This window comes from Nonomuraea sp. B1E8, from assembly GCF_039871515.1.
Lineage (GTDB): Bacteria > Actinomycetota > Actinomycetes > Streptosporangiales > Streptosporangiaceae > Nonomuraea.
In genome coordinates this window covers 1-24,879 of sequence record NZ_JBDPLS010000004.1, presented here as the reverse complement: position 1 = coordinate 24,879, position 24,879 = coordinate 1, and the positions used below count along the sequence as shown (strand labels likewise).

General features: G+C 71.6%; 24 protein-coding genes. 7 read left to right on the top strand and 17 right to left on the bottom strand.

Annotation, left to right across the window (positions count from 1 at the left end):
• Positions 1 to 49: 49 nt before the first annotated feature.
• From ABGA98_RS15085 to ABGA98_RS15060, 6 genes are read right to left on the bottom strand one after another with little or no spacing between them, the layout of a single operon-like run.
• Positions 50 to 1,648: a fused response regulator/phosphatase gene (locus ABGA98_RS15085; RefSeq protein WP_347618898.1), complete on the bottom strand. Its 1,599-nt coding sequence runs from the start codon at positions 1,646 to 1,648 to the stop codon at positions 50 to 52.
• Positions 1,645 to 3,327, bottom strand: a complete 1,683-nt coding sequence (locus ABGA98_RS15080; protein WP_347618897.1) for an ATP-binding protein — start codon at positions 3,325 to 3,327, stop codon at positions 1,645 to 1,647. Before ABGA98_RS15080 ends, ABGA98_RS15085 begins: the two co-directional genes overlap by 4 nt.
• Entirely contained in the window at positions 3,297 to 4,292 is a 996-nt protein-coding gene (locus ABGA98_RS15075) for an ATP-binding protein (RefSeq protein WP_347618896.1), read from the bottom strand. Before ABGA98_RS15075 ends, ABGA98_RS15080 begins: the two co-directional genes overlap by 31 nt.
• Before the next feature lie 42 nt (positions 4,293 to 4,334).
• Entirely contained in the window at positions 4,335 to 4,736 is a 402-nt protein-coding gene (locus ABGA98_RS15070) for an anti-sigma regulatory factor (RefSeq protein WP_347618895.1), read from the bottom strand.
• Entirely contained in the window at positions 4,733 to 5,098 is a 366-nt protein-coding gene (locus ABGA98_RS15065) for an STAS domain-containing protein (RefSeq protein ID WP_347619453.1), read from the bottom strand. Before ABGA98_RS15065 ends, ABGA98_RS15070 begins: the two co-directional genes overlap by 4 nt.
• Complete coding sequence (locus ABGA98_RS15060) at positions 5,098 to 5,913, bottom strand: STAS domain-containing protein (protein WP_347618894.1); 816 nt, start codon at positions 5,911 to 5,913, stop codon at positions 5,098 to 5,100. Before ABGA98_RS15060 ends, ABGA98_RS15065 begins: the two co-directional genes overlap by 1 nt.
• 159 nt (positions 5,914 to 6,072) lie before the next feature.
• Between ABGA98_RS15060 and ABGA98_RS15055 the strand changes: the two genes are divergently transcribed.
• A complete protein-coding gene (locus tag ABGA98_RS15055; RefSeq protein ID WP_347618893.1) occupies positions 6,073 to 6,477 on the top strand; it encodes an alpha/beta hydrolase in 405 nt (134 codons plus the stop codon).
• 118 nt (positions 6,478 to 6,595) lie between these two features.
• The gene (locus tag ABGA98_RS15050) at positions 6,596 to 7,240 is read left to right on the top strand and encodes a biliverdin-producing heme oxygenase (protein WP_347618892.1); all 645 of its coding nucleotides are present in this window, start codon (positions 6,596 to 6,598) and stop codon (positions 7,238 to 7,240) included.
• 9 nt (positions 7,241 to 7,249) lie between these two features.
• Here the strand turns inward: ABGA98_RS15050 and ABGA98_RS15045 are convergent, their stop codons facing one another.
• Positions 7,250 to 8,377 carry a Fic family protein gene (locus ABGA98_RS15045; protein WP_347618891.1) on the bottom strand — a complete coding sequence of 376 codons (1,128 nt, stop codon included), beginning with the start codon at positions 8,375 to 8,377 and terminating at the stop codon, positions 7,250 to 7,252.
• A 110-nt stretch (positions 8,378 to 8,487) separates the two neighbouring features.
• On the opposite strand from ABGA98_RS15045, the gene ABGA98_RS15040 reads away from it, so the two are divergent.
• Both ABGA98_RS15040 and ABGA98_RS15035 read left to right on the top strand, forming a co-directional pair.
• On the top strand, positions 8,488 to 9,096 hold the full coding sequence (locus ABGA98_RS15040) for a TetR/AcrR family transcriptional regulator (RefSeq protein ID WP_347618890.1): 609 nt from the start codon (positions 8,488 to 8,490) through the stop codon (positions 9,094 to 9,096).
• 13 nt (positions 9,097 to 9,109) lie between these two features.
• A complete protein-coding gene (locus ABGA98_RS15035; RefSeq protein ID WP_347618889.1) occupies positions 9,110 to 10,522 on the top strand; it encodes an MFS transporter in 1,413 nt (470 codons plus the stop codon).
• Between the two features lie 6 nt (positions 10,523 to 10,528).
• Here the strand turns inward: ABGA98_RS15035 and ABGA98_RS15030 are convergent, their stop codons facing one another.
• Positions 10,529 to 11,761, bottom strand: coding sequence for a cytochrome P450 (locus ABGA98_RS15030; protein ID WP_347618888.1), 1,233 nt, complete (start codon positions 11,759 to 11,761; stop codon positions 10,529 to 10,531).
• Between the two features lie 155 nt (positions 11,762 to 11,916).
• Here ABGA98_RS15030 and ABGA98_RS15025 point away from each other — a divergent pair, with 155 nt between their 5' ends.
• Entirely contained in the window at positions 11,917 to 13,296 is a 1,380-nt protein-coding gene (locus ABGA98_RS15025) for an FG-GAP and VCBS repeat-containing protein (RefSeq protein ID WP_347618887.1), read from the top strand.
• Here the strand turns inward: ABGA98_RS15025 and ABGA98_RS15020 are convergent.
• From ABGA98_RS15020 to ABGA98_RS14995, 6 genes are read right to left on the bottom strand one after another with little or no spacing between them, the layout of a single operon-like run.
• Positions 13,281 to 14,783 carry a HAMP domain-containing sensor histidine kinase gene (locus ABGA98_RS15020; protein ID WP_347618886.1) on the bottom strand — a complete coding sequence of 501 codons (1,503 nt, stop codon included), beginning with the start codon at positions 14,781 to 14,783 and terminating at the stop codon, positions 13,281 to 13,283. The genes ABGA98_RS15025 and ABGA98_RS15020 overlap by 16 nt on opposite strands.
• Positions 14,780 to 15,472, bottom strand: coding sequence for a response regulator transcription factor (locus ABGA98_RS15015; RefSeq protein ID WP_347618885.1), 693 nt, complete (start codon positions 15,470 to 15,472; stop codon positions 14,780 to 14,782). The genes ABGA98_RS15020 and ABGA98_RS15015 overlap by 4 nt, the downstream gene beginning before the upstream one ends.
• Positions 15,469 to 15,966 (bottom strand): hypothetical protein, encoded by a 498-nt coding sequence (locus ABGA98_RS15010; RefSeq protein ID WP_347618884.1) that lies wholly within the window; start codon positions 15,964 to 15,966, stop codon positions 15,469 to 15,471. The genes ABGA98_RS15015 and ABGA98_RS15010 overlap by 4 nt, the downstream gene beginning before the upstream one ends.
• Positions 15,967 to 15,976: 10 nt before the next feature.
• Positions 15,977 to 17,218, bottom strand: a complete 1,242-nt coding sequence (locus tag ABGA98_RS15005; RefSeq protein ID WP_347618883.1) for an ABC transporter permease — start codon at positions 17,216 to 17,218, stop codon at positions 15,977 to 15,979.
• Positions 17,215 to 17,970 carry an ABC transporter ATP-binding protein gene (locus ABGA98_RS15000; protein ID WP_347618882.1) on the bottom strand — a complete coding sequence of 252 codons (756 nt, stop codon included), beginning with the start codon at positions 17,968 to 17,970 and terminating at the stop codon, positions 17,215 to 17,217. The genes ABGA98_RS15005 and ABGA98_RS15000 overlap by 4 nt, the downstream gene beginning before the upstream one ends.
• On the bottom strand, positions 17,967 to 19,037 hold the full coding sequence (locus ABGA98_RS14995) for a biotin/lipoyl-binding protein (protein WP_347618881.1): 1,071 nt from the start codon (positions 19,035 to 19,037) through the stop codon (positions 17,967 to 17,969). Before ABGA98_RS14995 ends, ABGA98_RS15000 begins: the two co-directional genes overlap by 4 nt.
• 174 nt (positions 19,038 to 19,211) lie before the next feature.
• On the opposite strand from ABGA98_RS14995, the gene ABGA98_RS14990 reads away from it, so the two are divergent.
• Positions 19,212 to 21,029 carry an efflux RND transporter periplasmic adaptor subunit gene (locus ABGA98_RS14990; protein ID WP_347618880.1) on the top strand — a complete coding sequence of 606 codons (1,818 nt, stop codon included), beginning with the start codon at positions 19,212 to 19,214 and terminating at the stop codon, positions 21,027 to 21,029.
• A 133-nt stretch (positions 21,030 to 21,162) separates the two neighbouring features.
• Here ABGA98_RS14990 and ABGA98_RS14985 read toward each other — a convergent pair whose 3' ends face one another.
• From ABGA98_RS14985 to ABGA98_RS14975, 3 genes are all read right to left on the bottom strand, one after another.
• Positions 21,163 to 22,713, bottom strand: coding sequence for an alkaline phosphatase D family protein (locus ABGA98_RS14985; protein ID WP_347618879.1), 1,551 nt, complete (start codon positions 22,711 to 22,713; stop codon positions 21,163 to 21,165).
• A 70-nt stretch (positions 22,714 to 22,783) separates the two neighbouring features.
• Positions 22,784 to 23,371, bottom strand: coding sequence for an HAD family phosphatase (locus tag ABGA98_RS14980; protein WP_347618878.1), 588 nt, complete (start codon positions 23,369 to 23,371; stop codon positions 22,784 to 22,786).
• A complete protein-coding gene (locus ABGA98_RS14975; protein ID WP_347618877.1) occupies positions 23,368 to 24,186 on the bottom strand; it encodes a hypothetical protein in 819 nt (272 codons plus the stop codon). Before ABGA98_RS14975 ends, ABGA98_RS14980 begins: the two co-directional genes overlap by 4 nt.
• Positions 24,187 to 24,348: 162 nt before the next feature.
• Between ABGA98_RS14975 and arfB the strand changes: the two genes are divergently transcribed.
• Positions 24,349 to 24,756, top strand: coding sequence for an alternative ribosome rescue aminoacyl-tRNA hydrolase ArfB (gene arfB, locus ABGA98_RS14970; RefSeq protein ID WP_347618876.1), 408 nt, complete (start codon positions 24,349 to 24,351; stop codon positions 24,754 to 24,756).
• Positions 24,757 to 24,879: the final 123 nt, after the last annotated feature.

The window sequence follows — 24,879 nt, the reverse complement described above, 5'->3', positions numbered from 1 at the left end:
CCACTACGCTGAGCGGCCGTCCTGACTCCGCGCACCGCGCGCCGCCGGCTCAGGGTTCACGCCGCAGGACGACCAGCGCGACGTCGTCCTCGCGCACGCCGAACGCCCCCAGCATGCGCTCGGCGAACTGTTCCAGGTCGTCCTCGACGGTCTCCGCCAGCCGCCTGGCCACCTCCAGGCTGTCGTCGAGCGGGGTGTCGCGGTCCTCCACGAGCCCGTCGGTGAACAGCACCATCGTGCCGCCGGGCGGCAGTTTCAGCCGGTCGACCTCGTAGCGTTCCGGCATCACGCCCAGCAGCAGGTTGCCCAGGCCGTGGTAGGCGGAGCCGGGCCCGGCGAGCAGCGGCGGGAGGTGACCGGCGTTGGCCACCTCGACCTCGCCCGTGGCCGGGTCGATGAGCACCATGCAGACGGTGGCGCTCACGCGGGGGTGGTAGCGCCGCATCATCCGGTTGAGCAGGTCGAGCGAGGCGCTCAGGTCGACCTGGGCGATGAGCGTGGCGCGCATGGCGTGGCGGATCTCCGCCATCACGGTCGCGGCGTGCAGCGAGTGTCCCTCCACGTCGCCGATCGCCACCAGCACCCGGTGGTCGATCGGCAGCACCTCGTAGAAGTCGCCGCCGACCTCGACGTTGTCGACGGCCGGCTGGTAGCGCACGGCCACCTGCAGACCGGGCACGCGGGGGATGCCGGCAGGCAGCAGGCTGCGCTGCAGGGTGAGCGCGATCGCGTGCTCCTCGGTGTAGGCGCGCAGCGCGTCGACGGCCAGCGCCAGCTGCTGGCCCACCTGGCGCAGCAGGTTGACCTCGTCGGCGTCGAGCGGCGGGCCGGTCGCCACGCCGAGGTAGACGGGAGACCTCGACTTCCTCGTCCGGCAGAGCACGCCGGTGCTGGGACCCTCCGCGTTGACGCCGGGCAGGAGAGCGTGCCAGCGGGCGGCTTCGACCGTGAACACCTGGGCCGGCGCGGCCTTCTCCGGCGCCAGCAGGGAGAGCCGGTCGAGCACGTCGGCCCCGGCCGTGTGGGAGGTGGCCCGCTCGCCCGGCCGGGCGCAGTAGCGCCGTGTCCAGCCCTCCGGCAGCAGAGCCAGGACGCCGCAGAAACGGCCGAGCAGGTCGGCCGTGCCCTCGGCGGCCACCGCGAGCACCTGGTCGAACGTCTCCGCCTCGTTCATCGACAACGTCACGCCGGCCAGCCGGGCCAGCCGCCCGGCCATGAGCTCGGCCTGCCACCGCGCCCGGTAGTAGCGCAGCATGGCCCGCACGATGGCGGCGAACTCGGCGGGCTCGATCGGCTCGATCAGGTACGCGTCGGCGCCGCGTTCCAGCCCTTCGGTGCGGTCGGCCACGGTGATGGCGTTGGCCGACACCTGGACGACGGGGATCGACGCGGTGGCCGGATCAGCCTTGATCCGCTCGCACACCTCGAACCCGGACATGTCGGGCAACCGTACGTCGAGGACGACCAGGTCGATCTGCCCGCCGGCCAGCTTCCCCAGCGCCTCCTCTCCGCTGCCCGCTTCGACCACGCTGTGCCCGGCCCTGCGCAGCCATCTCGCGAGGATGTAGCGCTTGGTGGGCGTGTCGTCGACCACGAGGACGGTTCCCGGCTGGATGTCCGCCACGGGGACGGTTTCCTGTCGCGTCACGCTTCGCCCCCTCTGGCCTGGCGGATGGCCTGGATCAGCTGATCTCTGCGCAGCCCTTGCTTGGACAGGACCGCTCGTCCCTCGGGCGCGTACTGCGGCTGCACGGTCACCACGACCACGGGGATCCGGCTCAGCCGATCGTCCTCGGCCATGCGGAGGAGCAGCGTGTGGCCGTCGACGCGCGGCATGAGCAGGTCGATGAGGATCACGTCGGGCGGCTCGGCGGCCATCGCCTCGAGGGCGGCGGCGCCGTCGGCGGCCTCGACGACGTGGGCGGCGAAGCCGTGCAACATGCGGCGGGCGGCCGCGCGGAACACCTCGTCGTCGTCCGCGACGAGCACCCGCTCCAGCTCGGGCGGGCCGCCGTGGTGCGGCAGCCTGAGCGTGGCGGTGGTGCCCTCGCCCCGCGTGCTGGACAGTTCCAGCGTCCCGCCGAGCGCCTCGGCCAGCCTGCGCGCGTACGGCAGGCCCAGGCCGGTGCCCTTCGCCCCGATCTGGAAGGAGCCCGGCACCTGGTAGAAGTCCTCGAACACGCGCTTCACGTGCTCGGGCGCGATGCCGATGCCGGTGTCGGCCACCGTGATGACGACCTCGCCCCTGTCGTCGTCCGCGCGGGCCTCCAGCCGCACCTCGCCGCTCTCGGTGAACTTCAGCGCGTTGGACAGCAGGTTGCGCAGGATCGTGACGAGCATGCCCTCGTCCACGTGCAGCGTGGCGGCCTCGGGAGCCACGTGGTGGCGCAGCTCCACGCCGCCCCGCTCGCTCGTCGGTCCCATCGTCAGGTGCAGGTGCTCCGCCACCTCCGTCAGGCTGATCCTGGCGGGGTGCGGTTCGAGACGGCCCGACTCTGCCTTGGCCATGTCGAGCAGCTCGCCGACGAGCCCCAGCAGAGTCTCGGTCGAGCTGCCGATGAGCTCGACCTGGTGGGCCTGTTCCTCGGTCAGCGGATCGCCCCCCGGGCCTGCCAGCAGCCGCACCAGGCCGATGACCGAGTTGAGCGGGGTCCGCAGCTCGTGGCTGACGTTGGCCCAGAAGCGGTTCCTGGCCTCGGTCGCCTCGCGGAGCTGGCTGGACTTCTCATCCAGCTCCGCGTAGAGGGCGACCACTCCCCTGTTGGTCTCCTCCAGCTCGGCCGAGAGCTGGTTGTACATCGCCAGCACTCCCGTGTTGGTCTCCTGCAGCTCGGCGTTGAGCCGCAGCACGTCGTCCAGGGTCGCGGCCAGTTCCCTGTTCTGCTCCCGTAGCTCGTCGAGGACGGAGACGGGCGCCAGCCGGGCCAGCCCGTCGCGGATGCCGGCGACCTGACCGTGCCACGGCCGCGCCCGCAACCGCTTGGCGAGCGTGACGTGCCCGTCGTCGAGCTCGACCCGGTCGACCAGCCGGCCCGCCAGCCTGACACCCTCGGCCCCGGCCAGGCCGGATCGTTGCTCGTGGCTCAGGGTGATCAGCAGCTCGTCGTCGCCGAGCGCGATCACCGCCGCCGCGCCGGGGCCGTAGACCTCCCTGCCGACCTCGCTGAGCGCCGTCGCCACCCGGACCTGGTCCTGCGGCTCGAGCCCGGCCAGCTCGGCGGCCGCGCGGCCGAGGCGGCGCAGCACGAACAAGTCCTTCCCGGCGTCGAGCCGGACGCGAATGAGCTCGGCCGCCTTCACGTGCCCGGCCTCGCCGCCACCACGCACACGTCGTCGCGCCTGGTGCCGGCCTCGCGCAGCAGGCACGCGGCGATCACCGCCGGGGTGCGGGCGAACAGGCCGGGTACGTGCGCCGGGTCCCAGCGTTCCGACAGCCCGTCCGAGTGCATGATCACGGTGGCGTGGTCCGGCAGCTCGTACGTGAGTTGCCGCAGCCGTCCCCCACGGTGGCCGGCGATGCCCGGCACCGACACCATGCCCTGCCGTCCCTGGGCGTGCGCGACCCACCCGGAGACGTTGCCGAGCCCCGCGTAGGTCACCGCGCCGCCGGCGAGGCGCGCGACCGCGACCGCACCTCCCCTGGTGACGCCCATCCCGCGGTGCAGGTGGTCCACGATGGCCAGCGGCTCCCGCTCGCACACCTGCAGGAACAGCTCGACGGCCAGCTGGGAGGCCTGCGCCGCGATGTGGCCGTGGCCCAGCCCGTCGCAGACCATGACGGTGGTGGCGTCGCCCGTCGTGGAGATGGCGAAGGAGTCGCCGCACACCTCCTCGTCGCCGATGGGCCGGGTCAGGCCGCTGGCCGCCGCCGGCGGGGCGGGCCGGTGGCCGGCGGTGAAGTGCATGGCGAGCACGGTTCCCCTGCCGGGCAGGGAGTGCACGTCGTAGCCGGTGGCGATGCGGGCGATGGCGCCCATGCCGATGCCGAGCGTCCCGGAGGAGGAGTAGCCGTCGCGCAGGGCGCGGGCGACGTCGGCCATGCCCGGCCCTCTGTCGAAGGCGATGAGCTCCACCGTGGCGGGAGCCTCGGGATGGAGGCGGACCATGACGCTGCCCTCGACGGCGTGCTTGACGAGGTTGGACACCGCCTCGCTGACGGCCACCGCCATCTGCCCGGCCAGCGTCGCGTCGAACCCGGCCCGCTCGCCCAGCTGGACGGCCCGCCGGCGTACCGCGCCCACCACGCTGGGGTCTTCGGCGCGGACCCAGGCCTCCATCCGCCGGCTGGTCACGCAACTCATCTCCCGGCCCATCTCGTCACCGGGCCCATTTCGTCACCGGGCCCATTTCGTCACCGTCACCGTCGTGCCGCTTCCCGGTTCGGAGAGCAGGTCGAACTCGTCGACCAGCCGGCGTGACCCGCCCAGCCCGAGCCCCAGGCCCGTGCCGGTGGTCCAGCCGTCGGTGAGCGCCCGCTCGACGTCCGGGATGCCCGGCCCTTCGTCGCTGACGACCAGCTTGAGCCCGCGTTTCGGCCCGTTCGCGACGAGGTGGACGCGCACCTCTCCCCGTCCCGCGTAGACGAGGGCGTTGCGCGCCAGCTCGCTGGCAGCCGTGATGATCTTGGTCTGGTCGATGAGGGACAACCCCGCCTCGATGGCGGCGCTTCTGACGAGCCGGCGAACCGCCACGACGTCGGCGCTGCTCGCGATGGCCGTCTCCCGCTCGGAGTTCACGGCACCGCGCCCCTGACGTGGCCCAGCAGCGCAACCCCTTTCTCCAGGTTGAGCGCCGTACGGACGCCGCCGAGCGAGAGTCCGAGCTCCACGAGCGTGATCGCCACGGCCGGCCGCATGCCGACGACCACGGCGTGCGCGTCGAGCACACTGCACATCTCGCCGATCGTGGCCAGGATCCGCCCGGTGAACGAGTCGACGATCTCGACGGCGGAGATGTCGATGATCACTCCTCTGGCCCCGCGCGCGACGACCGCCTCGGCCAGGTCCTCCTTCAGGGCGAGCACGGTCTGGTCGTCCAAATCGACCTGGATGGAGACGATCAGCAGGTCGCCGAGCTTGAGAATGGGCACCCGCTCCATCACGCCTGCTCCGCCCGTACGGTGACGCGCGCGGCCGGCCCGCCGCTCACCTGCACGCCGCTGCGGTTGAAGGCGTGGGCGAGCGCGTCGGCCAGCGACGTCTTGGTCACGATGTCGCCGAACTCGATGCCGAGCGTGACGATGGTGTGCGCGATCTGCGGGCGGATGCCGGAGATGACGCATTCCGCGCCCATGAGCCGCGCCGCGAACACGGTCTTGAGCAGGTGCTGGGCGACCTGCGTGTCGACGGCGGGGACGCCGGTGATGTCGATGACCGCGTGCTCGGCGCCGGTCTCGACCAGCGTCTCCAGCAGCTTCTCCATGACGACCTGGGTGCGGGCGGAGTCGAGCGTGCCGATCAGCGGCACGGCCACGATGCCCTCCCAGAGCTTGACCACCGGGGTGGACAACTCGAGAAGCTGCTCCGCCTGATCCATGATGATCTTCTCGCGGGCCTGCGCGTACGCCTCGAACGTGAACAGGCCGAGGTCGTCGATGAGGCGGGCGACCCGGATGAATCCGCGCAGCACCTCGTCGTCGGCTTGGTCGACCACGACCTCGTACAGGGCCCCCTTCAAGCCGAAGACGGCCTTGGAGGTCTCGGCGGGCGAGTAGCCGGCGCGGGCCCGCGACCGCGACAGCTCGGCGAGCAGGCCGCGCAGGTCGGCGAGGTCGCGCCCGCCCTCCTCGATGACGCCGAGTATGGCGCCGTAGATCTCCGCCAGTTCGTCGCGCGGCGCGTTGGCCGACTCCACCCATCGGCGGATGACCTGCTCCTCATGGGTGCGGAGCAGCTCCCCCAACCGCCGTTCCACGTCTGCATGATCGGACAAGGTCACTCCAGAGGGGACTCTCGATGCGCTCTTCCGGCATCCCGGTACACCTTCCCTGCCCAGAGTCACCCCCGAGTACTACGTGCAGGTTCAAACCGTGCGGGGACGCGGATCACCCTGCGGCCCCCATAACGTCGCGGCATGTTCAGAAACCTCGCCCTGGCCGGGCTTGTCGCGACCGGCGCGTTCCTGCTGTGGCCGGCGCCACCGGGCGGGCGGCTGGTGAAGATCTACGGAGAGCTGAAGACAGCCGACCGGGTGGCGGTCATCGTGCCGGGCGCGGACACCACGGTGAAGACCTTCGACGACGGCCCCGGGCGGCCTCGCGTGTGGGCGGGGCTCGGGGCGAACGACTGGATCCGGTTCGTGCCCAAGACCAAGTTCGGCCCGCTGGGGTTCGGCACCGATCCCATGAGTGCCGCGTTCGGCGCCCGCGTGTTCGAGGCCGGCCCCGGCGGGCACAGTGACTATTTCGCGCCCGGCAGCGCGTCGCTGCGCAACCTGACCCGGATCGTGCTGGGGCGATCCGAGCAGGTCACCGGTTGACCGGGACCGTGTGGGGGTAGGAGGAACTTTGCTGACATGGTGTCGTCATCAGCTTGACGCCGACGGGCGCCGTTTGTGACACTTCGTCATGAAAACACCAGCGGAGTAGAGGTGGGCTGTGACGACGTCGTTCTCCGAGAGCTTGCGAAAGGCCACCTGGGCCGACCACGAGTCGGCCGAGTCCGAGGGCTATCTCACCGAACTCATGGCCGGCCGGTTGAGCGAGCACGAATACGGCGAGATGGTCGCCCAGCACTACTTCGCCTACACCGCGCTCGACGGGGTGTCACGGGAGCTGGCCGAGCACCCGGTGGCCGGCCGCTTCGTCTTCCCCGAGCTCTACCGCGAGCCCGCTCTCGAACGCGACCTTGCCACCGTCTACGGGCCGGGCTGGCGCGACCGGATCACGCCGTCGGCATCCACCGAGGCCCTCGTGGCGCGCATCCGCGAGACAGCCGGCTGGCCGGGCGGCTACATCGCCCACCACTACACCCGCTACCTGGGCGACCTGTCCGGCGGGCAGTTCATCCGGATGGAGCTGCAGAAGATCTACGGCTACGCCAAGGGCGGGGGCGTCGACTTCTACTTCTTCGACGAGGTGGGCAGCCTGCCCCGGTTCAAGACCGAATACCGGTCCCGGCTCGACGCGCTGGAGCTCGACGACAGCGAGCGGCAGCGCGTCATCGGCGAGGTCAAGCTCGCCTACCGGCTCAACACCGCGGTGCTCGCCGAGCTCTTCCACACCGTCAGGGCCGCCGCCTGACCGGCGGCTCTAGCCGGCCTCGCGATAGGGGTCGCGCAACGGGGCGGCGCGCCCGGCGAAGTCGGCCTTGATCTCGGCCATCCGGAGGCCGGCCTCGTAATAGCGGCCTTTCGTCTCACCGTAGGGCCGCAGCCAGCCCTTGGCGGCCAGGTCGCGCAGGTCACGGGCGGCCTGGCCCTGGCTCAGGTCCTCGTCGGCCTGATAGCGGCTGCGGCGCAGGCGCCGGCTCACGAACGCTTCGTACAACGCCGAGACGCACCGCGTGTTGAGCCCGTCGGCGTCGACCCGCTCCTCCAGCAGCGTCCAGATCTCGCCCGCCTCGGCGAGCCGGCGCCGGACGCGCTGCGCCTGCATGTGATGCGCCTTCAGGCAGAACCGCACCCAGGGAAGGGTGTCGCCATGCGGGCTCCATCGGCGCCCGCCGACGACGCCGAGCACGTCGTAGTATTCGACCGTCGTGCGCTGCTCCCCCAGCCATTCCTCGATGGAGGCGAACTCGGGGGTGGTGATCCGGTCTCTGCCCAGCACCAGGGTCTGCAGGGCACGAGACATGCGGCCGTTGCCGTCGCGCCACGGATGGATGTTCACCAGATTAAGATGGGCCATCGCGGCCCGCACGTAGCTCGGCGCATCGAGGTCGCCCTCGTTGAGCCACGTCACGAGCTCGCCGAGCAGGCCCGGCACGACTTCGACGTCCGGCCCCTCGTAGACGACCTCGCCGGATCGCCCATTGCGGATGAAGATGCTTCCCGGCCTGATGACGCCGGGGGTCTTGTGGCCGATCATCATGAAGTTGAGCGCGTTGAGCACGCCCACGTCGTAGCGGAACGCCGGCGCGCGCGACAGCAGCGTGATGTAGGACAGCGCCTGCTGGTAACCGGCGATCTCCTTGGCGACAGAGGCGGAGGTTTCCAGAGGCTCTTCCCCCGCCATGATCGACTGGATGTCCTCCACCCCCGCCCGGTAGCCCTCGATGGAGTTGGAGCCCTGGATCGCCCGCGCCTGGAGCTGCCTGCGGAGCTGGCCGTCCCATCGATGGGTCTCGGCCAGGCGGAAGCGCAGATCCTGCCGCATGTCCTCGATCTCGGCGAGCACCGCCTTGTCGGCGGGGTCGAGGACCGGTGTGCCGTAGAGCATGAAGCCATGAAAGCATGGTCGAATCATCCGAGCAAATGAGTGATTGATTCGATTAAATATGTCCGGTATGTTCCGCAGGCGAGATCGCCCGTACGCCGTACCATGGGCCTATGCCCCGCATCTCCGCCGCCACCATTGGTGAGCACCGCGCCCAGACGCGCGACCGCATCCTGCAGGCGGTCTCGCGGCTGTCCAGGGAGCAGGGCATCGACGCCATCTCCATGACCGACGTGGCCGCCGAGGCCGGCATCACGCGCACCGTGCTCTACAACTACTTTCCCGACAAGACGGCGCTGCTGCTGGCGTTCACCGAGCGGGTGACCCGCTACTTCATCGACAGCTACGAGCGGGAGCTGCCCGCCGGCGCCTCGCCCGCCGAGCGGTTGCGGGCGTTCGTCCGCCTCCAGCTGGCCGGGCTGCTCGCGCACCCGCATCCGGGGGCCGCCGACCTCAGCGCGGCCCTCGGCCCCGACGCCTACCAGCGGCTGGCCGAGCACGTCGCGCCCATGCAGCGCGTCCTCGTCGAGATCCTCGAGAGCGGCCAGGCGTCCGGGGACTTCCAGGTGCTCGACGTGCCTGCCACGGCGCGGATGGTGCTCGCGGTCATCGGCGCGGAGCGGGTGCCGCTGATCAGCGGCGACGTGACGGTGGAGGCGGCCGCCGAGCTGGTTTGCGCGTTCGTGCTGCGGGCCCTCGGGAGCGAGGCCGGGCGGCGGTGACAGGATGGGGCCCATGACCTCCGGGCCCAACGAGCTGCATGCCGGCGACCATGTCGAGCTCAGGTCGGCGCGCGGCCGCTGGATCCTGTTCGCGACGGTGCTGGGCTCGGGCCTGGCGCTGCTCGACAGCACGGTGGTGAACGTCGCGCTGCCCTACCTCGGCAGGGAACTGGACGCGGGCATGGCGGGGCTGCAGTGGACGATCAACGCCTACACGCTCACCCTCGCCGGGCTGATCCTGCTCGGCGGCTCGCTCGGAGACCGCTACGGCCGGCGCACGATCTTCGTCATCGGCGTCGTGTGGTTCGCCGTGGCCTCCGCGCTGTGCGGGCTGTCGCCGAGCATCGAGTTCCTGATCGGGGCCAGGGCGCTGCAGGGCATCGGCGGCGCGCTGCTCACGCCCGGCTCGCTGGCGATCATCCAGGCGTCGTTCGTCCGGCACGACCGGCCGCGCGCCGTGGGCACGTGGTCGGGGCTCGGCGGGGTGGCCAGCGCCATCGGGCCCCTGCTCGGCGGGTGGCTGGTGCAGACCGCCGGGTGGCGGTGGGCGTTCCTGATCAACCTGCCGTTCGCGGCGCTCATCCTCTTCGTCGCCCTGCGGCACGTGCCCGAGAGCAAGGACGAGCAGGCCGCGGGGCGCTTCGACGTGCTGGGCTCGGTCCTCGCGGCGCTGGCGCTGGCCGGGATCACCTACGGGCTGATCCAGGAGGGCGCGCCGGCGCCGCTGCTCGCCGGGTTGCTGCTGGGGGCCGCGTTCGTGGCGATCGAGGTGCGCAGGTCGCCGGACGCGCTGGTGCCCGTCGGCATCTTCCGCGACCGCGTGTTCACGGCCGTCAACGTGGTCACGCTGATCATGTACGCGGCCATGGGCGTGGTGTTCTTCCTGCTCGTGGTGCAGCTCCAGGTCGTCTCCGGCTTCTCCCCCATCGCCGCCGGGCTCGCGATGTTGCCCACGACGATCCTGATGATGCTGCTGTCCGGCAGGGCCGGTGAGCTGGCCAGACGGATCGGGCCGCGCTGGCCGATGACGGGCGGGATCCTGCTGGCGGGCGCCGGTTTCCTGTGGATGAGCACCATCGGCTTCGGCGCGTCCTATCCGCTCCAGGTGCTGCCCGCGGTGTCCGTCTTCGGGCTGGGGCTGTCGGGCGCGGTCGCGCCGCTCACCGCGACCGTGCTGGCCACGGTCGAGGACCGCCACGCGGGCACGGCCAGCGGCGTCAACAACGCGGTGGCCCGCACCGGCAGCCTGTTCGCGGTGGCCGCGGTGCCGCCGGTGGTCGGCCTGGTCGGCGACGCGTTCGAGAACCCTCCGGTGTTCGACGCGGGCTTCAGGACGGCGATGCTGATCAGTGCCGGCATGATGGCGGTGGCGGCGCTGATCACGTTCTTCACCATCAGGTCGAACGTCCTGGAGTCCGACGACTAGCGACGGCTAGAAGGCGAATCCCTGGCTGCGCACGCTGTTGTCGAAGTTCGACAGGAGCAGCTCGGGCTCGCCGACCGAGCGGATGCCGGGCAGCCTGGTCAGCAGCTCGCGGAACATCGTCCGCAGCTCCTGCCTGGCCAGGTTGGCGCCGAGGCAGAAGTGCGGCCCGGGCCCGCCGAAGCCGACGTGCGGCTTGGTGTCGCGGGTGATGTCGAACGTGTCGGGGTCGGAGAAGACCGACTCGTCGCGGTTGGCCGAGCCGTAGAAGAGCACCACTTTGTCGCCCTTCTTCAGCTCCAGGCCGCGCAGCGTGTAGTCCTCGGTGACCGTGCGCCGGAACTGCATGATCGGCGACACGTAGCGGACCATCTCCTCGACGGCGCCGTTGATGTGCGTGTCGAAGTCGCTCATCAGCAGCTCGCGCTGCGCCGGGTTGTCGGTGAGCAGCTTGATGCCGTGGGCCATCGTGTTGCGGGCCGTCTCGTTGCCCGCGACCAGGAGCAGCGCGAAGAACGAGCCGAGCTCCTTGTCGGTCAGCTTCTCCCCGTCGGGGTTGGCGTTGACCAGGAGGGAGACCAGGTCGCCCTTGGGGTTGGCGACCCGTTCGTGGCCGAGCTTGATGACCATGCGCTGCAGGGCGAGCAGGGCCAGCATGTTCTGGCCGGCCATCTGGACGCTGCGGGCCAGGCTGGGCCGCACGCCGGTGTAGGCGGTGGAGATGTCGACGTGCTGGTGCACCTTGGCCCGCAACTCCTGCGGGATGTCGAGCATGTCGCAGATGACGTGGATGGGCAGCCGGGCGGCGACCTGGGAGACGAAGTCGCGCGGACCGTCCTTGACGACGTCGCCGACGATGCGGGCGCAGGCCGCCTCGATGTCGCTCTGCAGGCCGGCCAGCATCTTCGGGCTGAACGAGCGGGTGACGATCCTGCGCAGGCGGGCGTGGCGCGGATCGTCCATGTTGACCATCGACTCCCCGAACACCTGCTTCACCCAGCCGGGCGGCTCCGGGTTGGTGACGGCGGGCTCGCTGGAGAACACCTTGGCGTTACGGCTCGCCTCGACCACGTCCGCGTGGCGTACGAGGGCGTAGAAGCCCTTGCCCGAGCGGAGGAGCGGGACTTTCTTCTCCGGGAAGAACACCGGGAGCTCAAGCTGGCGGAGCCGGGCGAACGCCTCGTTGCGCTCCTTGAGTGGTTTGCGCCAGAAATCCAGATCAGCGAGGTCGATGTCGTCCACCCGACTATCCTGGCACGGTCCCGCGCCGGTCCCGACACGGGAAACCCCGCGCCCACAGGGCTCCTCGCGGTCGGCGGGCGATGTGCATCCTGCCCTCCTGGCCCGTTCTCGTGCCGTTCAGGCGCGGTTCGACCTGCCTGGTCATTACTTCCGGTATGAACGCTGTGCTCGCCGCCTGCCTGGTTCTTCCTCTCGTCACAGGTACGGCCCCCGCCACCGCCCGGTCGTGCGGGGGTCAGCCGCTCGACTTCGACGCCGACGGGCGGCCCGACCTCGCCGTGGCCGCGCCCTACGACGCCTCCAGGGCCGGTTCCGTGACCGTGATGTACGGCTCGGGCAGGACGGCCACGCTCGTCCAGGACGACGCCGAGCCGGGTGACGCGTTCGGCTCCGCGCTGGCCGTCGGCGACTTCGACGGCGACCGGTGCGCGGACCTGGCCGTGGGGGTGTCGGAGGAGTTCACCGGCGAGCGGGTGCCCGGCGGCGACGGGAACGGGGTCGTGCAGATCTACGACGGCTCCCCGGAAGGGCTGGTCGCGGGCCGGCGGCTGGCGCCCGCCAAGCCGTCCAGCGACCGGTTCGGCGCGGCGCTGGCCGCGGGCGACCTCGACGGTGACGGCAGGGACGAGCTGGCCGTCGGCTCGCCCAGCCACCGGTCGGGCGGGGCCGTGACGGTGTACGGGATGAAAGGGCGCAAGGCGTACCAGATCACGCAGAAGACGCGGTGGGTACGGCAGGCGGCGCGCGTCACCGACCAGTGGGGCGCGGCGCTGGCCACCGGCGACTTCGACGGGGACGGAACGGACGAGCTGGCCGTGGGAGCGCCCGCCGACACCCTGAGCAAGGACGGGCAGGGCTCGGCCACCGTCATCGACGTACGCGCGAAGCGGGCCGGGCTGCTCACGCAGAGCACGCCCGGCATCCACGGCGCCGCGGAGAAGTGGGACGGGTTCGGGGCCGCGCTGGCCACCGGCGACTTCAACGGCGACGGCAAGGACGACCTGGCCATCGGCGTGCCCGGCGAAGGGCTCACCGCGAACCAGCGGGCCATGGACTACGGCGACGGCACCGTGGACGTGTTGTACGGCTCGCGCCACGGGCTGCGTACCGACCGGACCGAGGCGTGGTCGCAGAACACGCTCGACGGCAGGCCCCGCTACTACGACCGGTTCGGGGCCTCCCTGGCGGCCGGGGACTTCAACGGCGACGGCAGGGACGACCTGGCCATCGGCGTGCCCGGGGAGAAGGCCGTCCAGGTGCTGGCGGGACGTGCGGCGGGCGGGCTCACCCGGAAGGGGAACCTGCTGGTCAAGGGGAAGGGGCGCGACTTCGGCGCCTCGGTGACCGCGCTGCCGGGGTGGGGTGACGGCTACCGGGCCCTGACCCGGCGGCGCCCGGTGCACACGCTCGTGGTGGCCGCACCCGGCCAGGGCCTGGTCATGTACGCGCCCGGGTCGCGCAGGGCGGGCCTGCGGCTGGGCAAGGTACGCCCGCTCAGCGAGGGCTCCGGCCTGTACGGCTACGCCTTCGGCTGATCGGCGGCGGGCAGGATCACCCGGAACAGGGCACCCTTGCCCGGCTCGCCCTCGGCCGTGACGATGCCGCCGTGCGCCTCCACCAGCGTCGCCGCGATCGACAGCCCCAGCCCGGAGCCGCCGGCGCTGCGTGCGGGGTCGGCCCGGTAGAACCGCTCGAACACCCGCTCGGCCACCTCCGCCGTGAACCCGGGGCCCTCGTCGGCCACCTCGACCACCGCGTGGTCGCCGTCCGCCCCCACGCGCACCTGGAACGGCGTGCCGGGCGGGGTGTGGGTGAGCGCGTTCGTCACGAGGTTGTTGAGCACCTGGCCGAGCCGCGACTCGTCGCCGGTCACCAGCACGTCGCCCTCGCCGCCGTACAGCCGCACCAGCTCGATCCGCCGGTCGGGCGCCAGCGTCTGGGCGTCGATCACGGCGGTGGCCGCGAGGCTGAGCAGGTCGACGGACTGCATCGCCAGCGCGCGCCGCTGGTCCAGCCTGGCCAGCAGCAGCATGTCCTCCACCAGCAGGCCCATCCGCGCGGCCTGCCCCTCGATGCGGCTGAGCAGGCGTACGGCCTCCGCCAGGCTCTTGTCCTCCCCCAGCCGGTACAGCTCCGCGAACCCCCTGATCGAGGTCAGCGGCGTGCGCAGCTCGTGCGAGGCGTCGGCCATGAACCGGCGCATCAGCTCCTCCGACCGCCGGGCGGCCATGGCGGACCGGCGGGACGACTCGGCCGCCGCCTCCCGCTCGCGTACCGCCGCCTCGACCCTGGCGAGCATGGTGTTGAGCGACCGGCCGAGCTTGCCGACCTCGGTGGTGCCCGCCCACAGCGGCACCCGGCGTGACAAGTCGCCGCCGGCGATGTCCTTGGCCGTGCGCGCGATCTCCCCGAGCGGCCGCAGGCTGCGGCGCACCAGCCAGTAGCAGGCGAACCCGAGCACGATCAGCGTGCCCCCGCCGCTGACCGCCACGATGGTGACGAGCTGAGAGACGGTGCCCTCCACGTCGCCGAGGCTGATGGCGGTCATCCGGCTCTGCCCGACGCGGCCGGGCACGGCGACGACCCGCCAGTTCGGGCCGCCCGCGGCCTGCGACTCGACGGTGAACGGCCGCCCTCTCAGCCCGATGACGTCGTTCGCGGTCAGCCGTGGCAGGTCGGGAGTGTGCTCCTCGGTCGACTCGCTGAGCGTCCTGATCGGGGCGCCGCCGGCGTCGAGCACCACCGCGTGGAACAGGCCGTAGAAGCGCAGCGGGCGCGCGCCACGGCGCGAGGTCTCGGGTGGCTGCGGCGGGTTGCGGAACGGCCCGCTGGCCGCACGGAGTTGCTGGTCGACGCGTTCGACGAGGTAGCCGCGCAGCAGTCGCACGGCGAACAGGCCCGTGAGCGTGATGGCGAGGGTGACCAGCAGTACGCTGACCGACACCAGCCGCAGCCACAGCGGCGTCCGCGCCAGGTGCTTTCTCAGCCCGGCGCCCTTGCCCTTGGCTCCCTTTGCGTTCATATGCGGGGCGGGCGCAGGATGTAGCCGACCCCGCGCAGGGTGTGCAGGTATTTGTGCTCGCCTCTGTCGACCTTGCGGCGCAGATAGGAGACGTACGACTCGACCAGGCCGACGTCGGTGCGCCACTCGCCGTTCCAGACGTGGTCGAGGATCTGCGACTTCGACAGGACCCGGCCCACGTTGAGCATGAAGTACCGCAGCAGCCTGAACTCCGTCGGAGACAGCCGCACCGGGACGCCGTCGCGCCACACCTCGTGGCTCTCCTCGTCCAGCTCCAGGTCGGCGACCCGCAGCCGGTTCGGCGGCGGCATGCCGCTCCTGGTCCTGCGCAGCACGGCCCGGATCCTGGCGATGACCTCCTCCAAGCTGAACGGCTTGGTCACGTAGTCCGCGCCGAGCCCCAGCCCGGCGAGCCGGTCCTCCGGCGCGTCCTTCGCGGTCACGAACAGCACCGGGACCCGGCGGCCGCGGGACCGCAGCCTGCCCGCTACCGCCAGACCGTCGAGGTCGGGCAGCATGACATCGAGCATCACCAGATCGGGGGCGCCCTGCTGGGCCACCCGCAGCGCCTCCTTGCCGTCGGCGGCGGTCAGCACCTCGAACCCGGCCATGCGCAGGCTGGCCGAGAACAACTCCCTGATGTTGGGCTCGTCGTCGACCACCAGCAGCCTGGCCTCGGGTTCGCTCATCGCGGGACTCCTCCCTGAGTGATCGACGCCGCCGTCACCGAGCCGTCGGCACCCGCGCGGCCGCGTACGACGACCGCGCTGCCGCTCTCGAGGTCGGACAACTTGCCCGCTTTGCTGATCAGGACGGCGGTCTGGTCGTCGGTGCTGACGGCCACGGTGGAGCCGTCGGCGGTCTTCACGTACACCTTGCCGCCCTCGACCTTCTCCACGGTGCCCGTGGTCTGTCCGCCCCCGCCGCTCCGGCGGCCGCCGTCCGGCCGCTGAGCGGCGTAGCCGGGCTGACCGGCCCCGCCTCCCAGAGGACGCTGCTGCGCTGTCGTTTGCGCGCCCGCCTGGCCGGACAGCCTGCCGGCCTGGATGCCGATGAGGACGCCCGCGACCAGCACCACGCCGGCGGCCAGCGCCAGCGTGAGCTTCGACGCACCTCTGCCGGGCCGGGCGGCTAGCTCCTCCCGCAGGTCGTCCTGGTACGGCGAGGATTCCAGCTGGTCCATGTCCATCTCCTTACTCGTGGCGCAAGGCCTGGATCGGCCTGAGCTTGGCCGCCCTGTTGGCGGGATAACCACCGAAGAACAGCCCGATCCCCACTGACACGCCCAGCGCCAGCGCCACAGACGACGGCACGAGGACCGGCTCGATCCCGGCGACGGTGAACCGCGTCCCCACGAACGCCACCAGCACCCCCGACAGGCCGCCGACCAAGCTCAGCAGCGTGGCCTCCAGCAAGAACTGGCCAAGGATCGCGCTCCTCGGCGCGCCGACCGCCTTGCGGATGCCGATCTCGCGGGTGCGCTCCGTGACCGTGACCAGCATGATGTTCGTGATGCCGATGCCGCCCACCAGCAGCGAGATCGCAGCGACGGCGGCGAGCAGCACGGTGAAGGTGCCGGTCGCCTCGCTGACGGTCTCCCGCAGGGTGGCCTGGTTGAGCACGCGGTAGTCGGCGTCACCGCCGGTGACACCGTGCCGCTGGTTGAGGATGGCGGTGACCTCGGCTTGCGCAGTCGTGGTGGTCTCCGCCCCGCTCGCCTGCACGACGATCTGGCCGAGCGCGCCGAACCCGCTCAGGCTCTGCTGCACGGCGGGCAGCGGCGCGATGGCCACGTCGTCGGCGTCCTGCATGCCGGTGGAGCCCGCCTCCTTCAGCACGCCGACGACCGTGAACGGCACGCCGGACACGCTGACCTGCTTGCCGATCGGGTCGACGGCGCCGAACAGCTCGTCCACGACGGTCCGGCCGAGCACCACGACCTTCCTGGCGGCCAGCACGTCGTCGTTGAAGAAGTACGTGCCCTGGGCCACGGGTTTGTTCGTGGCCTCGAAGTAGCTGGGGTACGTGCCGACGAGCTGCCCGATCGGGTGGCTTGCCGAGCCGTACGCGGCGGTGGCGGACGGGGCGTTCACAACCGGCGAGACGCTCCTGACCGAGGGCGCGAGGGTCCTGTCGGTGAGCGCCTCGGCGTCGGCCAGGGTCAGCTGCCTGGCCTGCGTGCGCGGCCCTGTGGTCCCTCCTCCGCCCCCGGCCCTCCGCCCACCGCCGCCGGAGAACGACGGCGAGATGGTGAGCGTGTTGGCGCCGAGCCGCTGGATGTCCTCCTGGATGCTGCGCGACGAGCCCTCGCCCACCGCGACCAGCATGATGACCGCGGCCACGCCGATGAGGATGCCGAGCGTGGTCAGGGAACTGCGCATCTTGTTGGCCAACAGGCCGCGCAGCGCGAAGCGCAGGATCTCGAGCCGGTTCACCTGGCCCTCGCCCTCTCTTCGGCCGGCGGCCGGGATGGCGTGCCGTCCACCGGCGCCCGGCGGCGGTCCTCGACGATCTCGCCGTCCACCAGCCGGATCACCCGCTTGGCGTGCGCGGCCACGTCGTTTTCGTGCGTGATGAGCACGATCGTGCGGCCCGACTCGCTCAGCCGGTCCATGATTTCCAGGACGTCGTTCGTGGAGGCGGTGTCGAGGTTGCCGGTCGGCTCGTCGGCCAGCAGCAGCGCGGGCGCGGTGACCAGCGCCCTGGCCACCGCCACCCGCTGCTGCTGGCCCCCGGAGAGCCGGTTCGGCTCGTGGTGCACGCGGTCGGCCAGGCCGACCCGCTCCAGCGCGGCCAGCGCCCGTGCGCGCCGCTCGGCCTGGCCGATTCCGCCGTACACGAGCGGCAGCTCGACGTTGGCCAGCGCGCTCATGCGCGGGATCAGGTTGAACGACTGGAAGACGAACCCGACCCTGCGGTTGCGCAGCACGGCGAGCTGGTGCTCGTCCAGCCGGCCCACGTCGGCGCCGTCGATCAGGTACGTGCCGGAGGTCGGGACGTCAAGGCAGCCGAGGATGTTCATGAGCGTGGACTTGCCGGAGCCGGACGCGCCCATGATGGCGACGTAGTCGCCGCGTTCGACGTCCAGGCGGATGCCGCGCAGGGCCCGCACCTTGGTGTCGCCCTCGCCGTACTCCTTGACGAGGTCGCGGACGCGCAGCACCGGGACGGTCCCAGAAACGGTCATCGGCCGCCTCCCGGCATTCCCGGAATTCTGGTGAACTGGCGCTGGTTCCCGCTCGTCGTGCCGGTCGTGAGGGCCGGGAGCACGAGCTGGTCGCCCTCGGACACGCCCGATCTGATCTCGGTCATCGTGGCGCCCCTGATGCCGGCCTCCACCGGGGTCCTGGTCTGCCTGCCCGCTTCGAGCAGGGTGACCATGGTCTGGCCGCCGCTGGTGGAGACCGCCGTCGACGGGACGGTGACCACGTTCTCCGCCCGGCCGACCACGACCTCGACCGTGGCCGTCTGGCCCAGCCGCACCTGGCCGGGAACCTTGGTGAAGGCGACCGTGACCGGGTACTGCACGATGTTGTCGCTGGTGGACGCGATCGGGTCGATCTGGGTGACCTTGCCGGCGGCGGTCACGCCAGGCAGCGCGTCGAACGTGATCGTGGCTTCCTGGCCCCGCTTGAGCAGGCCCGTGTCGGTCTCGGTGAAGGCCCCGACGAGCTGCAGCCTCCCTGTGTCGGCGAGCGCGACGAACCCGCTCTCCCCCGAGCCCGTGCCGCCGGAGCCCGAGCCGGTGCTCTCGCCGGAGCTTTCGCGGGAGCCCGAGCTGGATCCGCCGACCGAGCCGTTCACCGCCGTGACCGTGCCGCTGAAGGGGGCCTTCAGTACGGTGGCCGCGACCGTCCGCTGCGTCTCCCTGTAGGCGTTACGGGCCTTGACGTAGGCGGCGTAGAGCTGGGCCGTCGAGGTGCCGTCGGCGACGGCGCTCTCGTACGTGGCCCTGGCCGCCGACAGGCCCTCCTGCGCGGCGTCGTCGTCCAGCCTGGCCAGAATGTCACCCTTGTCCACCTTGTCGCCAGGCTTGACGTAGATCTTCTCGACCGTGCCGGCCGTACCGAACGACAGCGCTCTCGACCTGGAGCTCCCGACCGCGCCCGAGGCGGACACCGTGGCGGTCACGGAGCCGCGGCTCACGGTCACCGTCCGCACGGTCGTCTCACCCTCCGCCCGTCCCGTGCCGAGCTGGGCATAGGCGAGCACGGCACCGCCCAGCAGGAGCACCGCCAGTGCTCCGTTGGTCATCAGCGCTCTGCGCCTCGTCGACACCTTCACAGCCGGTGACACTTGCACACGATGCTGCGTCGAAGCCGCGAGCCAGCTGAATGTTCGCTGACAACCCCCGCCCCGGCGGCCCCACAGGTAACTCTGAGGGTCCTCCCAGGCCGGCCTGAACCTGCCACACCATGATGGGCCGACATGAGAGCGACTTTCGCGCTGGGCGGGCTCGCCCTCGCCGTGCTCGTCGCCGGGTCCGGCCTCACGCTGGCGCTCCGCGACGACACCCCGCCCACCGTCCAGGCCCGGCTCGCCGCCGTACAGCGGGGGAAGGTCACAGCCTCGGTGAGCGCCGCGGGCAGCACTGTGGACGGCTCGCGCAGGGACCTGGCGTTCGGCTCGCCGGGGACGGTGACGAAGGTGTACGCCAAGGTCGGGGCCAAGGTGAAGAAGGGGCAGGTGCTGGCCAGGATCGACGACCGGGGGGCGCGGGAGGCGTACACGGCGGCCAAGGCGGACCTGGCCGCGTCCGAAGAGGCTCTGGAGGCGGCCTCCTCCACAACCGGGACGAGCACCTGCACCCCCGCCACCGGCACGACCAGCGGCACAGACAACACCCCCGCCACCGGCAGGACCCCAACCAACAGATCCACAACCACCGAGACCACGACCAACGAGACCACGACCAACGAGATCCAGGCCGACGAGATCCAGGCCGACGAGACTGTGGCTAACGGCGCCAATGGGCCGGTGGCACCTCCTGTCTTGCGCGCCGGCGTCCTGAGCGCGGGTCGCGTGAGCGCGAGCCGGTCACCGAGCTCCACGCCGGGCCGCCGCACGCCACGTCCCGCGCCGAGCCGCACAGCCAAGCCCTCGGCGAGCGCCGACACGCATCCCACCTCGCGTCCCGCCTCCACGCGCACCTCGACGCCCACCTCCACGCCTACCTCCGAGCCCACCGAGCCGGAGCCCCGGCCCACGGTGACGGTCACGGTGACCGCCACCGTGACGGCCACCGTGACGGCCACCGTGACGGCCACTGTCCCCACGACGGTGACCGCCGCACCGACCGGCGGGACCTCCGGCGGCGGCTCCCCTGACGGCGGCACTGTCACGGGCGGTACGTCCGATGAGGGGACCTCGATCGGCGAAGCCGGCCGGCCGGGGAACCGCCCGACCGGCACCCCCGCAGGCTCATTCACCGGCAGTCCGTCCACCGGCGCCAAGCCGTCCGCGAGCCCCCCACCGTCCCGGAACGGCGACCCCACGGGCAGCGGGAAGCCGTCGGCCAGGCCGAGCGGCGGCGCACGGCCGTCGCAGGGCGTGGGCGGCTGCGACCGGGGCACGGGCACGCAGGCCAGAGGCGGCATCGGCGAGGACCAGGCGGCCGCGAACGTGGACCGCGCCGAGGCCGCGCTCGAAGAGGCGGCGGACGCTGTACGGGCCACCCGCATCGTGGCCCCCACGTCCGGGACGGTTCTGTCGGTGGCGGGCGCGGTCGGCGACGCGGCGGGCACCGGCACTTTCATCAGCCTCGGCGACCTTGACGAGCTCCAGGTCCAGGCCATGGTCACCGAGTCCGACGTGAACCGGCTTGAACTCGGCCAGATAGCCCAGATCACCCTGGCCACCCGAGGCGAGGAGCGGTACCAGGGGACGGTGACGGCGATCGCACCGACCGCCACCGTGGACGGTCGGCTGGTCCGTTACTCGGTCACCCTCTCCTTCGACGATTCGCCGGCCGGGCTGATGCTCGGGCAGACGGCCTCGGTGACGGTCACGACCGAGGAGGCCCAGGACGCGCTCTACGTTCCCGCAGCAGCTGTCCGCGGCCGATCGGATGGCGCCCAGGTGGTCACGGTCCGCTCCGACGGCCACGACTCGGCGAAGGTGGTGCGAACGGGCGTGCGCAGCGACCAGTTCGTCCAGGTCACCGCAGGGTTGGTGGAGAGCGACCAGGTGGTCATGTCCGGCGGCGCCTCCGGCACGTTCCCGGAGAGCGGCTGGCCAGGTGCCTGACCCCACCCGCCGCGCCACGACGACGACCGGCTCGGTGCCACCCACCGGCCAACCCACCCGGCGGCACCGTCCCGGCACACCGGCAATCCACCGCCCGGGCCAGGCCCGCGGTCAGCTGATTCCGGGGAAACGTTCAGCCTGGCGCGGCGGCCTGGGCGGCGACAGCGGCGTCGGGAGCGGCCGGGAGGGTGAGGCGGTGGGAGGTTCGCGCGCGGGCACCTCTGCGTGAGATGTAGTCCAGTGTTCGGAACTCGACGGACATCTCATCGCGGGTCAGTCGAGCCATCACGTACCCGCGCCGCTGGTCGATGTAGGAAATATGGGGGTTCTCCTGGAGGGCCTCCGCGATCCACGTGCGGTCCCGGTACCCGTCCCCGTCGCTCGCGATCGACGACGCCACCAGTTCCCTGGCCACCACCGGCGAGTCCGGGTCGTCGAAGTCCGTCTTGAGGTCGGCCAGGTGGTGCATGTGCGCGTCCCCCGTCAGCACCACCGGGTTGGAGGTGCGGGCCAGCGACCGCAGCAGCCGCGTGCGCTCGGCCGCGTAGCCGTCCCACGAGTCCAGGTTCACCTCGCGTCCCGGACCGGCCTTGTGGTCGCGCTGCGCCATCATGATCTGCTGCCCGAGCAGGTTCCACCGGGTGGTGGAGCCGCGCAGCCCGCTCTCCAGCCAGCGCCACTGGCCGGGCCCGAGGAGCGTGCGGCCGTCCGCCAGCCGCTCGTCGCACCCGGCCCGCACCCCGTCGTCGCACGCCTGGTCGTCGCGGAACTGCCGGGTGTCCAGCAGGTGGAAGCGGGCCAGCCTGCCCCACGAGACCCGCCGGTTCACCCGCAGCACCGCTCCCTGCAGGCTGGCGCGGCGCAACGGCATGTTCTCGTAGTACGCCTTGAACGCCTCACGCCGGCGCCCGGCGAAGTCCCGCGCTCCCGAACCGGAGACCGGGCCGGCCCAGTTGTTCTCCACCTCGTGGTCGTCGAACGCCACCAGCCACGGCGCCGCCGCGTGCGCGGCCTGCAGGTCGCGATCGCTCTTGTACTGCGCGTGCCGCAGCCGGTAGTCGGCGAGCGTGCGGCACTTGCCCGGCGTGTGGGTGCGGACGCGGCCGGTCAGCGCGGTGTAGCCGCTGGGGCCGTACTCGTACAGGTAGTCGCCGAGGAAGACGACCAGGTCGGGCTCCTCCTGCGCCAGGCGGCGGTAGGCGGTGTAGTAGCCGTGCTCGTAGTGGGCGCACGCGGCCACCGCGAACGTGAGCGGCGTCTCCCCCTCGGGCGTGGTCCTGGTACGGCCGGCCGGGGAGGGCCGGCCCTCGCTCCTGAAGCGGTAGAAGTAGTCGCGCCCCGGCTGCAGCCCTTTCAGCTCGACGTGGACGCTGTGGGCGTCGCGCGCCCTGGCGGTGGCGGTGCCGGATCTGACGATCGTGGCGAAACGTTCGTCGGCCGACACCTGCCAGGCGACGTCCACGTCGCGGGAGGGCATGCCGCCGCGCCCGTCGCCGTTCAGCGGGGCGACGGCCAGCCTGGTCCACAGGACGAAGCCGTCGGTCGTCGGGTCGCCGGAGGCGACGCCCAGCGTGAACGGATCGGATCTGAGGGTTCTGGCCGGGGAGGCGAGGGCCGGCCGACCGACGGGCTGCGGGAGGAGGAGGCCGGCGGTCGCCGCTGTCAGGAAGGCTCTGCGGTCCACGTTCCCAGGTATGTCCCGCCGTGCTGACCCGGCCGTGACCAGGGAGTCAAGGCCGGATGAACAGCGTCGGTCAGGCGATCTGCCGCAGCGTCGTCCCGAGCGCGGCGGCGTCGGTGAAGTGCACGCCGGTCATGCCGGCCCGCTCGGCGCCCTGGACGTTCTCCAGCCGGTCGTCGATGAAGACGATCTCGGCGGGGTCGGCGTCGAGTTCGCGGGCCACCTCGTCGTAGATCTCCTTGTCGGGTTTGACCAGGCCCATCCTGCCGCTGTAGAAGCGCCGCCCGATCGCGGCGATCCAGGGCAGCTCGTCCAGGCCGTCGCTGACGCAGACGGGGGCGTTGGACAGCAGCGCCACGTCGCGTCCGGCCGCGATCAGCTCACCGAGGAGGGCGACCGTGCCCGCGTCGGGGTGGGCCCAGCTCGCGATGTCCATGGCGACCAGCCGGGCGACCTCGGAGTGGGCGACGGGCCTGCCGAGCACCGCCGACCAGTAGGTGAACGGCGTCAGGCTCCCCCGGTCGAACGCTAGGCGGTGCTCCCAGTAGCCGCGGCTGAACAGCTCGGGGTCGGCCCCGGCGGCCCGCGCCATGGCGTCCGCGTCGGTCTCGAGCTGGGGCAGGGACAGGACACCGCCATAGTCGAACACGATCCACGTCATGCGAGGAATGGTCGCAGATGCGGGTCGAGTGCCGGGCAGCCGAGGTATTTCTCGGCCGTGTGGAAGTCGATCCAGTCGAGGTTGACCAGTTCTTCGGCGTCGACGCCGGTGAAGCTCTCGCGCAGCGCGGGCGGGATGGCGGCGATGTCGTCCTTGTCGGCGATGTTCACCCAGCGCCCCACGTTCTTCGGGCGTTCACCGCGGCCGTTGATGGGGGCGGGCAGGAGGCGCTCGAAGACGACGTGGCGCATGCCGAGCGGGCTGCCGAGGGTGACCAGCAGGTCGATCTCGAGCTCGGGGTGCGCCCAGAGCGTCTCGTACGCGACGACGCTGCCGAGCGAGTGCGCGATCACGACCCTGGGCCGGTTGCGCCGGATGACGTCGGCGACGACCTGCCGGCAGCTCTCCCGCCTGGCCTGGTCGGTGAGGTACGTCGCCACCTCGGGCGCGAACAGCTTCGCGAACGCCGCCGACCTGCCGTCCAGCCTGTCGAGCAGCCAGCCGGTGACCGATTTGAGGGCTCCTGTGATGTGCTCGCCGAGGCCCATGTTCCTGGCCCAGCCGGCGAGGACCTCCTGGGCCTGGATCTCCATCGCGGCGGCGGACTTGGGCTCGTCGTCGTCCTTGCCGTCGTGCAGGTGGTGGGAGAAGTAGGCGATCTCGGAGAAGTAGGCCGCGGACTCCGCGCCGAGCGTGGCGTGCAGGTAGCGGTCCCACTTGCGGCGCATGGCCTCCGCCGCCCCGGCCGCGGACCGTCCGGCGTTCACGTAGTAGTTGTACTTGCCGATTCCGTGCACGCCGACGATGGCCGCCACAGCGCCTCCCCACCCTTGATCGTTTGATGCGCGATATTGGCATACGCCGCTTGCATCCCGCCGTCAAGCCGGTGATCGACGCCGGAAATACCGTTGCGACCGGTATATGTCGCCCGGATACGGTGAAACTTCCACTGAGGACGTCGAACAGGAGCTCCCCGCATGCCCGGCCCGCTGGTCGTCAACGACTCGGTCGTCATCCCCGACGCCGAGCTCGTCTGGCGCTTCTCGCGCTCGTCAGGCCCGGGCGGCCAGGGTGTCAACACTACGGACAGCCGCGTGGAGCTGACCTTCGACCTGGCCGCGAGCACCGCGCTCTCGCCGGCGCTCAAGGAGCGGGCCCGGGGCCGGCTGGGCGCCGACACGATCACGATTGCCGCCTCCGAATACCGCTCGCAGCTGCGCAACAGGGAGGCCGCGCGGGACCGGCTGGCCCAGCGCCTGCGGGAGGCCATCGCCCCGCCGCCCAAGCGCCGCCGCCCGACCAAGCCGAGCCGCGGCGCCGTCGAGCGGCGCATCACCGCCAAGAAGCACCGCTCCGACGTCAAACGCCTGCGCCGCGACCCCTAGTACTCCAGTGACACTTCGCGATCATGGTTTCGATCTGCGCCGGTAGTGGCAGCGCCGGGCTGTCGCCTGGTGACGGCGGCGCCAGTCCGACCAGCGCAGAACGTGCGCGATGGGACGGCTCCG

Bases quoted from the DNA above. Each gene is read 5' to 3' on its own strand.
- ABGA98_RS15015 (WP_347618885.1), bottom strand. From the start codon at position 15,472: ATGAGCGAACCCGAGGCCAGGCTGCTGGTGGTCGACGACGAGCCCAAC.
- arfB (WP_347618876.1), top strand. From the start codon at position 24,349: ATGCCCGGCCCGCTGGTCGTCAACGACTCGGTCGTCATCCCCGACGCC.
- ABGA98_RS15040 (WP_347618890.1), top strand. From the start codon at position 8,488: ATGCCCCGCATCTCCGCCGCCACCATTGGTGAGCACCGCGCCCAGACG.
- ABGA98_RS15045 (WP_347618891.1), bottom strand. From the start codon at position 8,377: ATGCTCTACGGCACACCGGTCCTCGACCCCGCCGACAAGGCGGTGCTC.
- ABGA98_RS14995 (WP_347618881.1), bottom strand. From the start codon at position 19,037: ATGACCAACGGAGCACTGGCGGTGCTCCTGCTGGGCGGTGCCGTGCTC.
- ABGA98_RS15025 (WP_347618887.1), top strand. From the start codon at position 11,917: ATGAACGCTGTGCTCGCCGCCTGCCTGGTTCTTCCTCTCGTCACAGGT.
- ABGA98_RS15065 (WP_347619453.1), bottom strand. From the start codon at position 5,098: ATGGAGCGGGTGCCCATTCTCAAGCTCGGCGACCTGCTGATCGTCTCC.
- ABGA98_RS15055 (WP_347618893.1), top strand. From the start codon at position 6,073: ATGTTCAGAAACCTCGCCCTGGCCGGGCTTGTCGCGACCGGCGCGTTC.
- ABGA98_RS14990 (WP_347618880.1), top strand. From the start codon at position 19,212: ATGAGAGCGACTTTCGCGCTGGGCGGGCTCGCCCTCGCCGTGCTCGTC.
- ABGA98_RS14980 (WP_347618878.1), bottom strand. From the start codon at position 23,371: ATGACGTGGATCGTGTTCGACTATGGCGGTGTCCTGTCCCTGCCCCAG.
- ABGA98_RS15035 (WP_347618889.1), top strand. From the start codon at position 9,110: ATGACCTCCGGGCCCAACGAGCTGCATGCCGGCGACCATGTCGAGCTC.
- ABGA98_RS15010 (WP_347618884.1), bottom strand. From the start codon at position 15,966: ATGGACCAGCTGGAATCCTCGCCGTACCAGGACGACCTGCGGGAGGAG.
- ABGA98_RS15020 (WP_347618886.1), bottom strand. From the start codon at position 14,783: ATGAACGCAAAGGGAGCCAAGGGCAAGGGCGCCGGGCTGAGAAAGCAC.
- ABGA98_RS15000 (WP_347618882.1), bottom strand. From the start codon at position 17,970: ATGACCGTTTCTGGGACCGTCCCGGTGCTGCGCGTCCGCGACCTCGTC.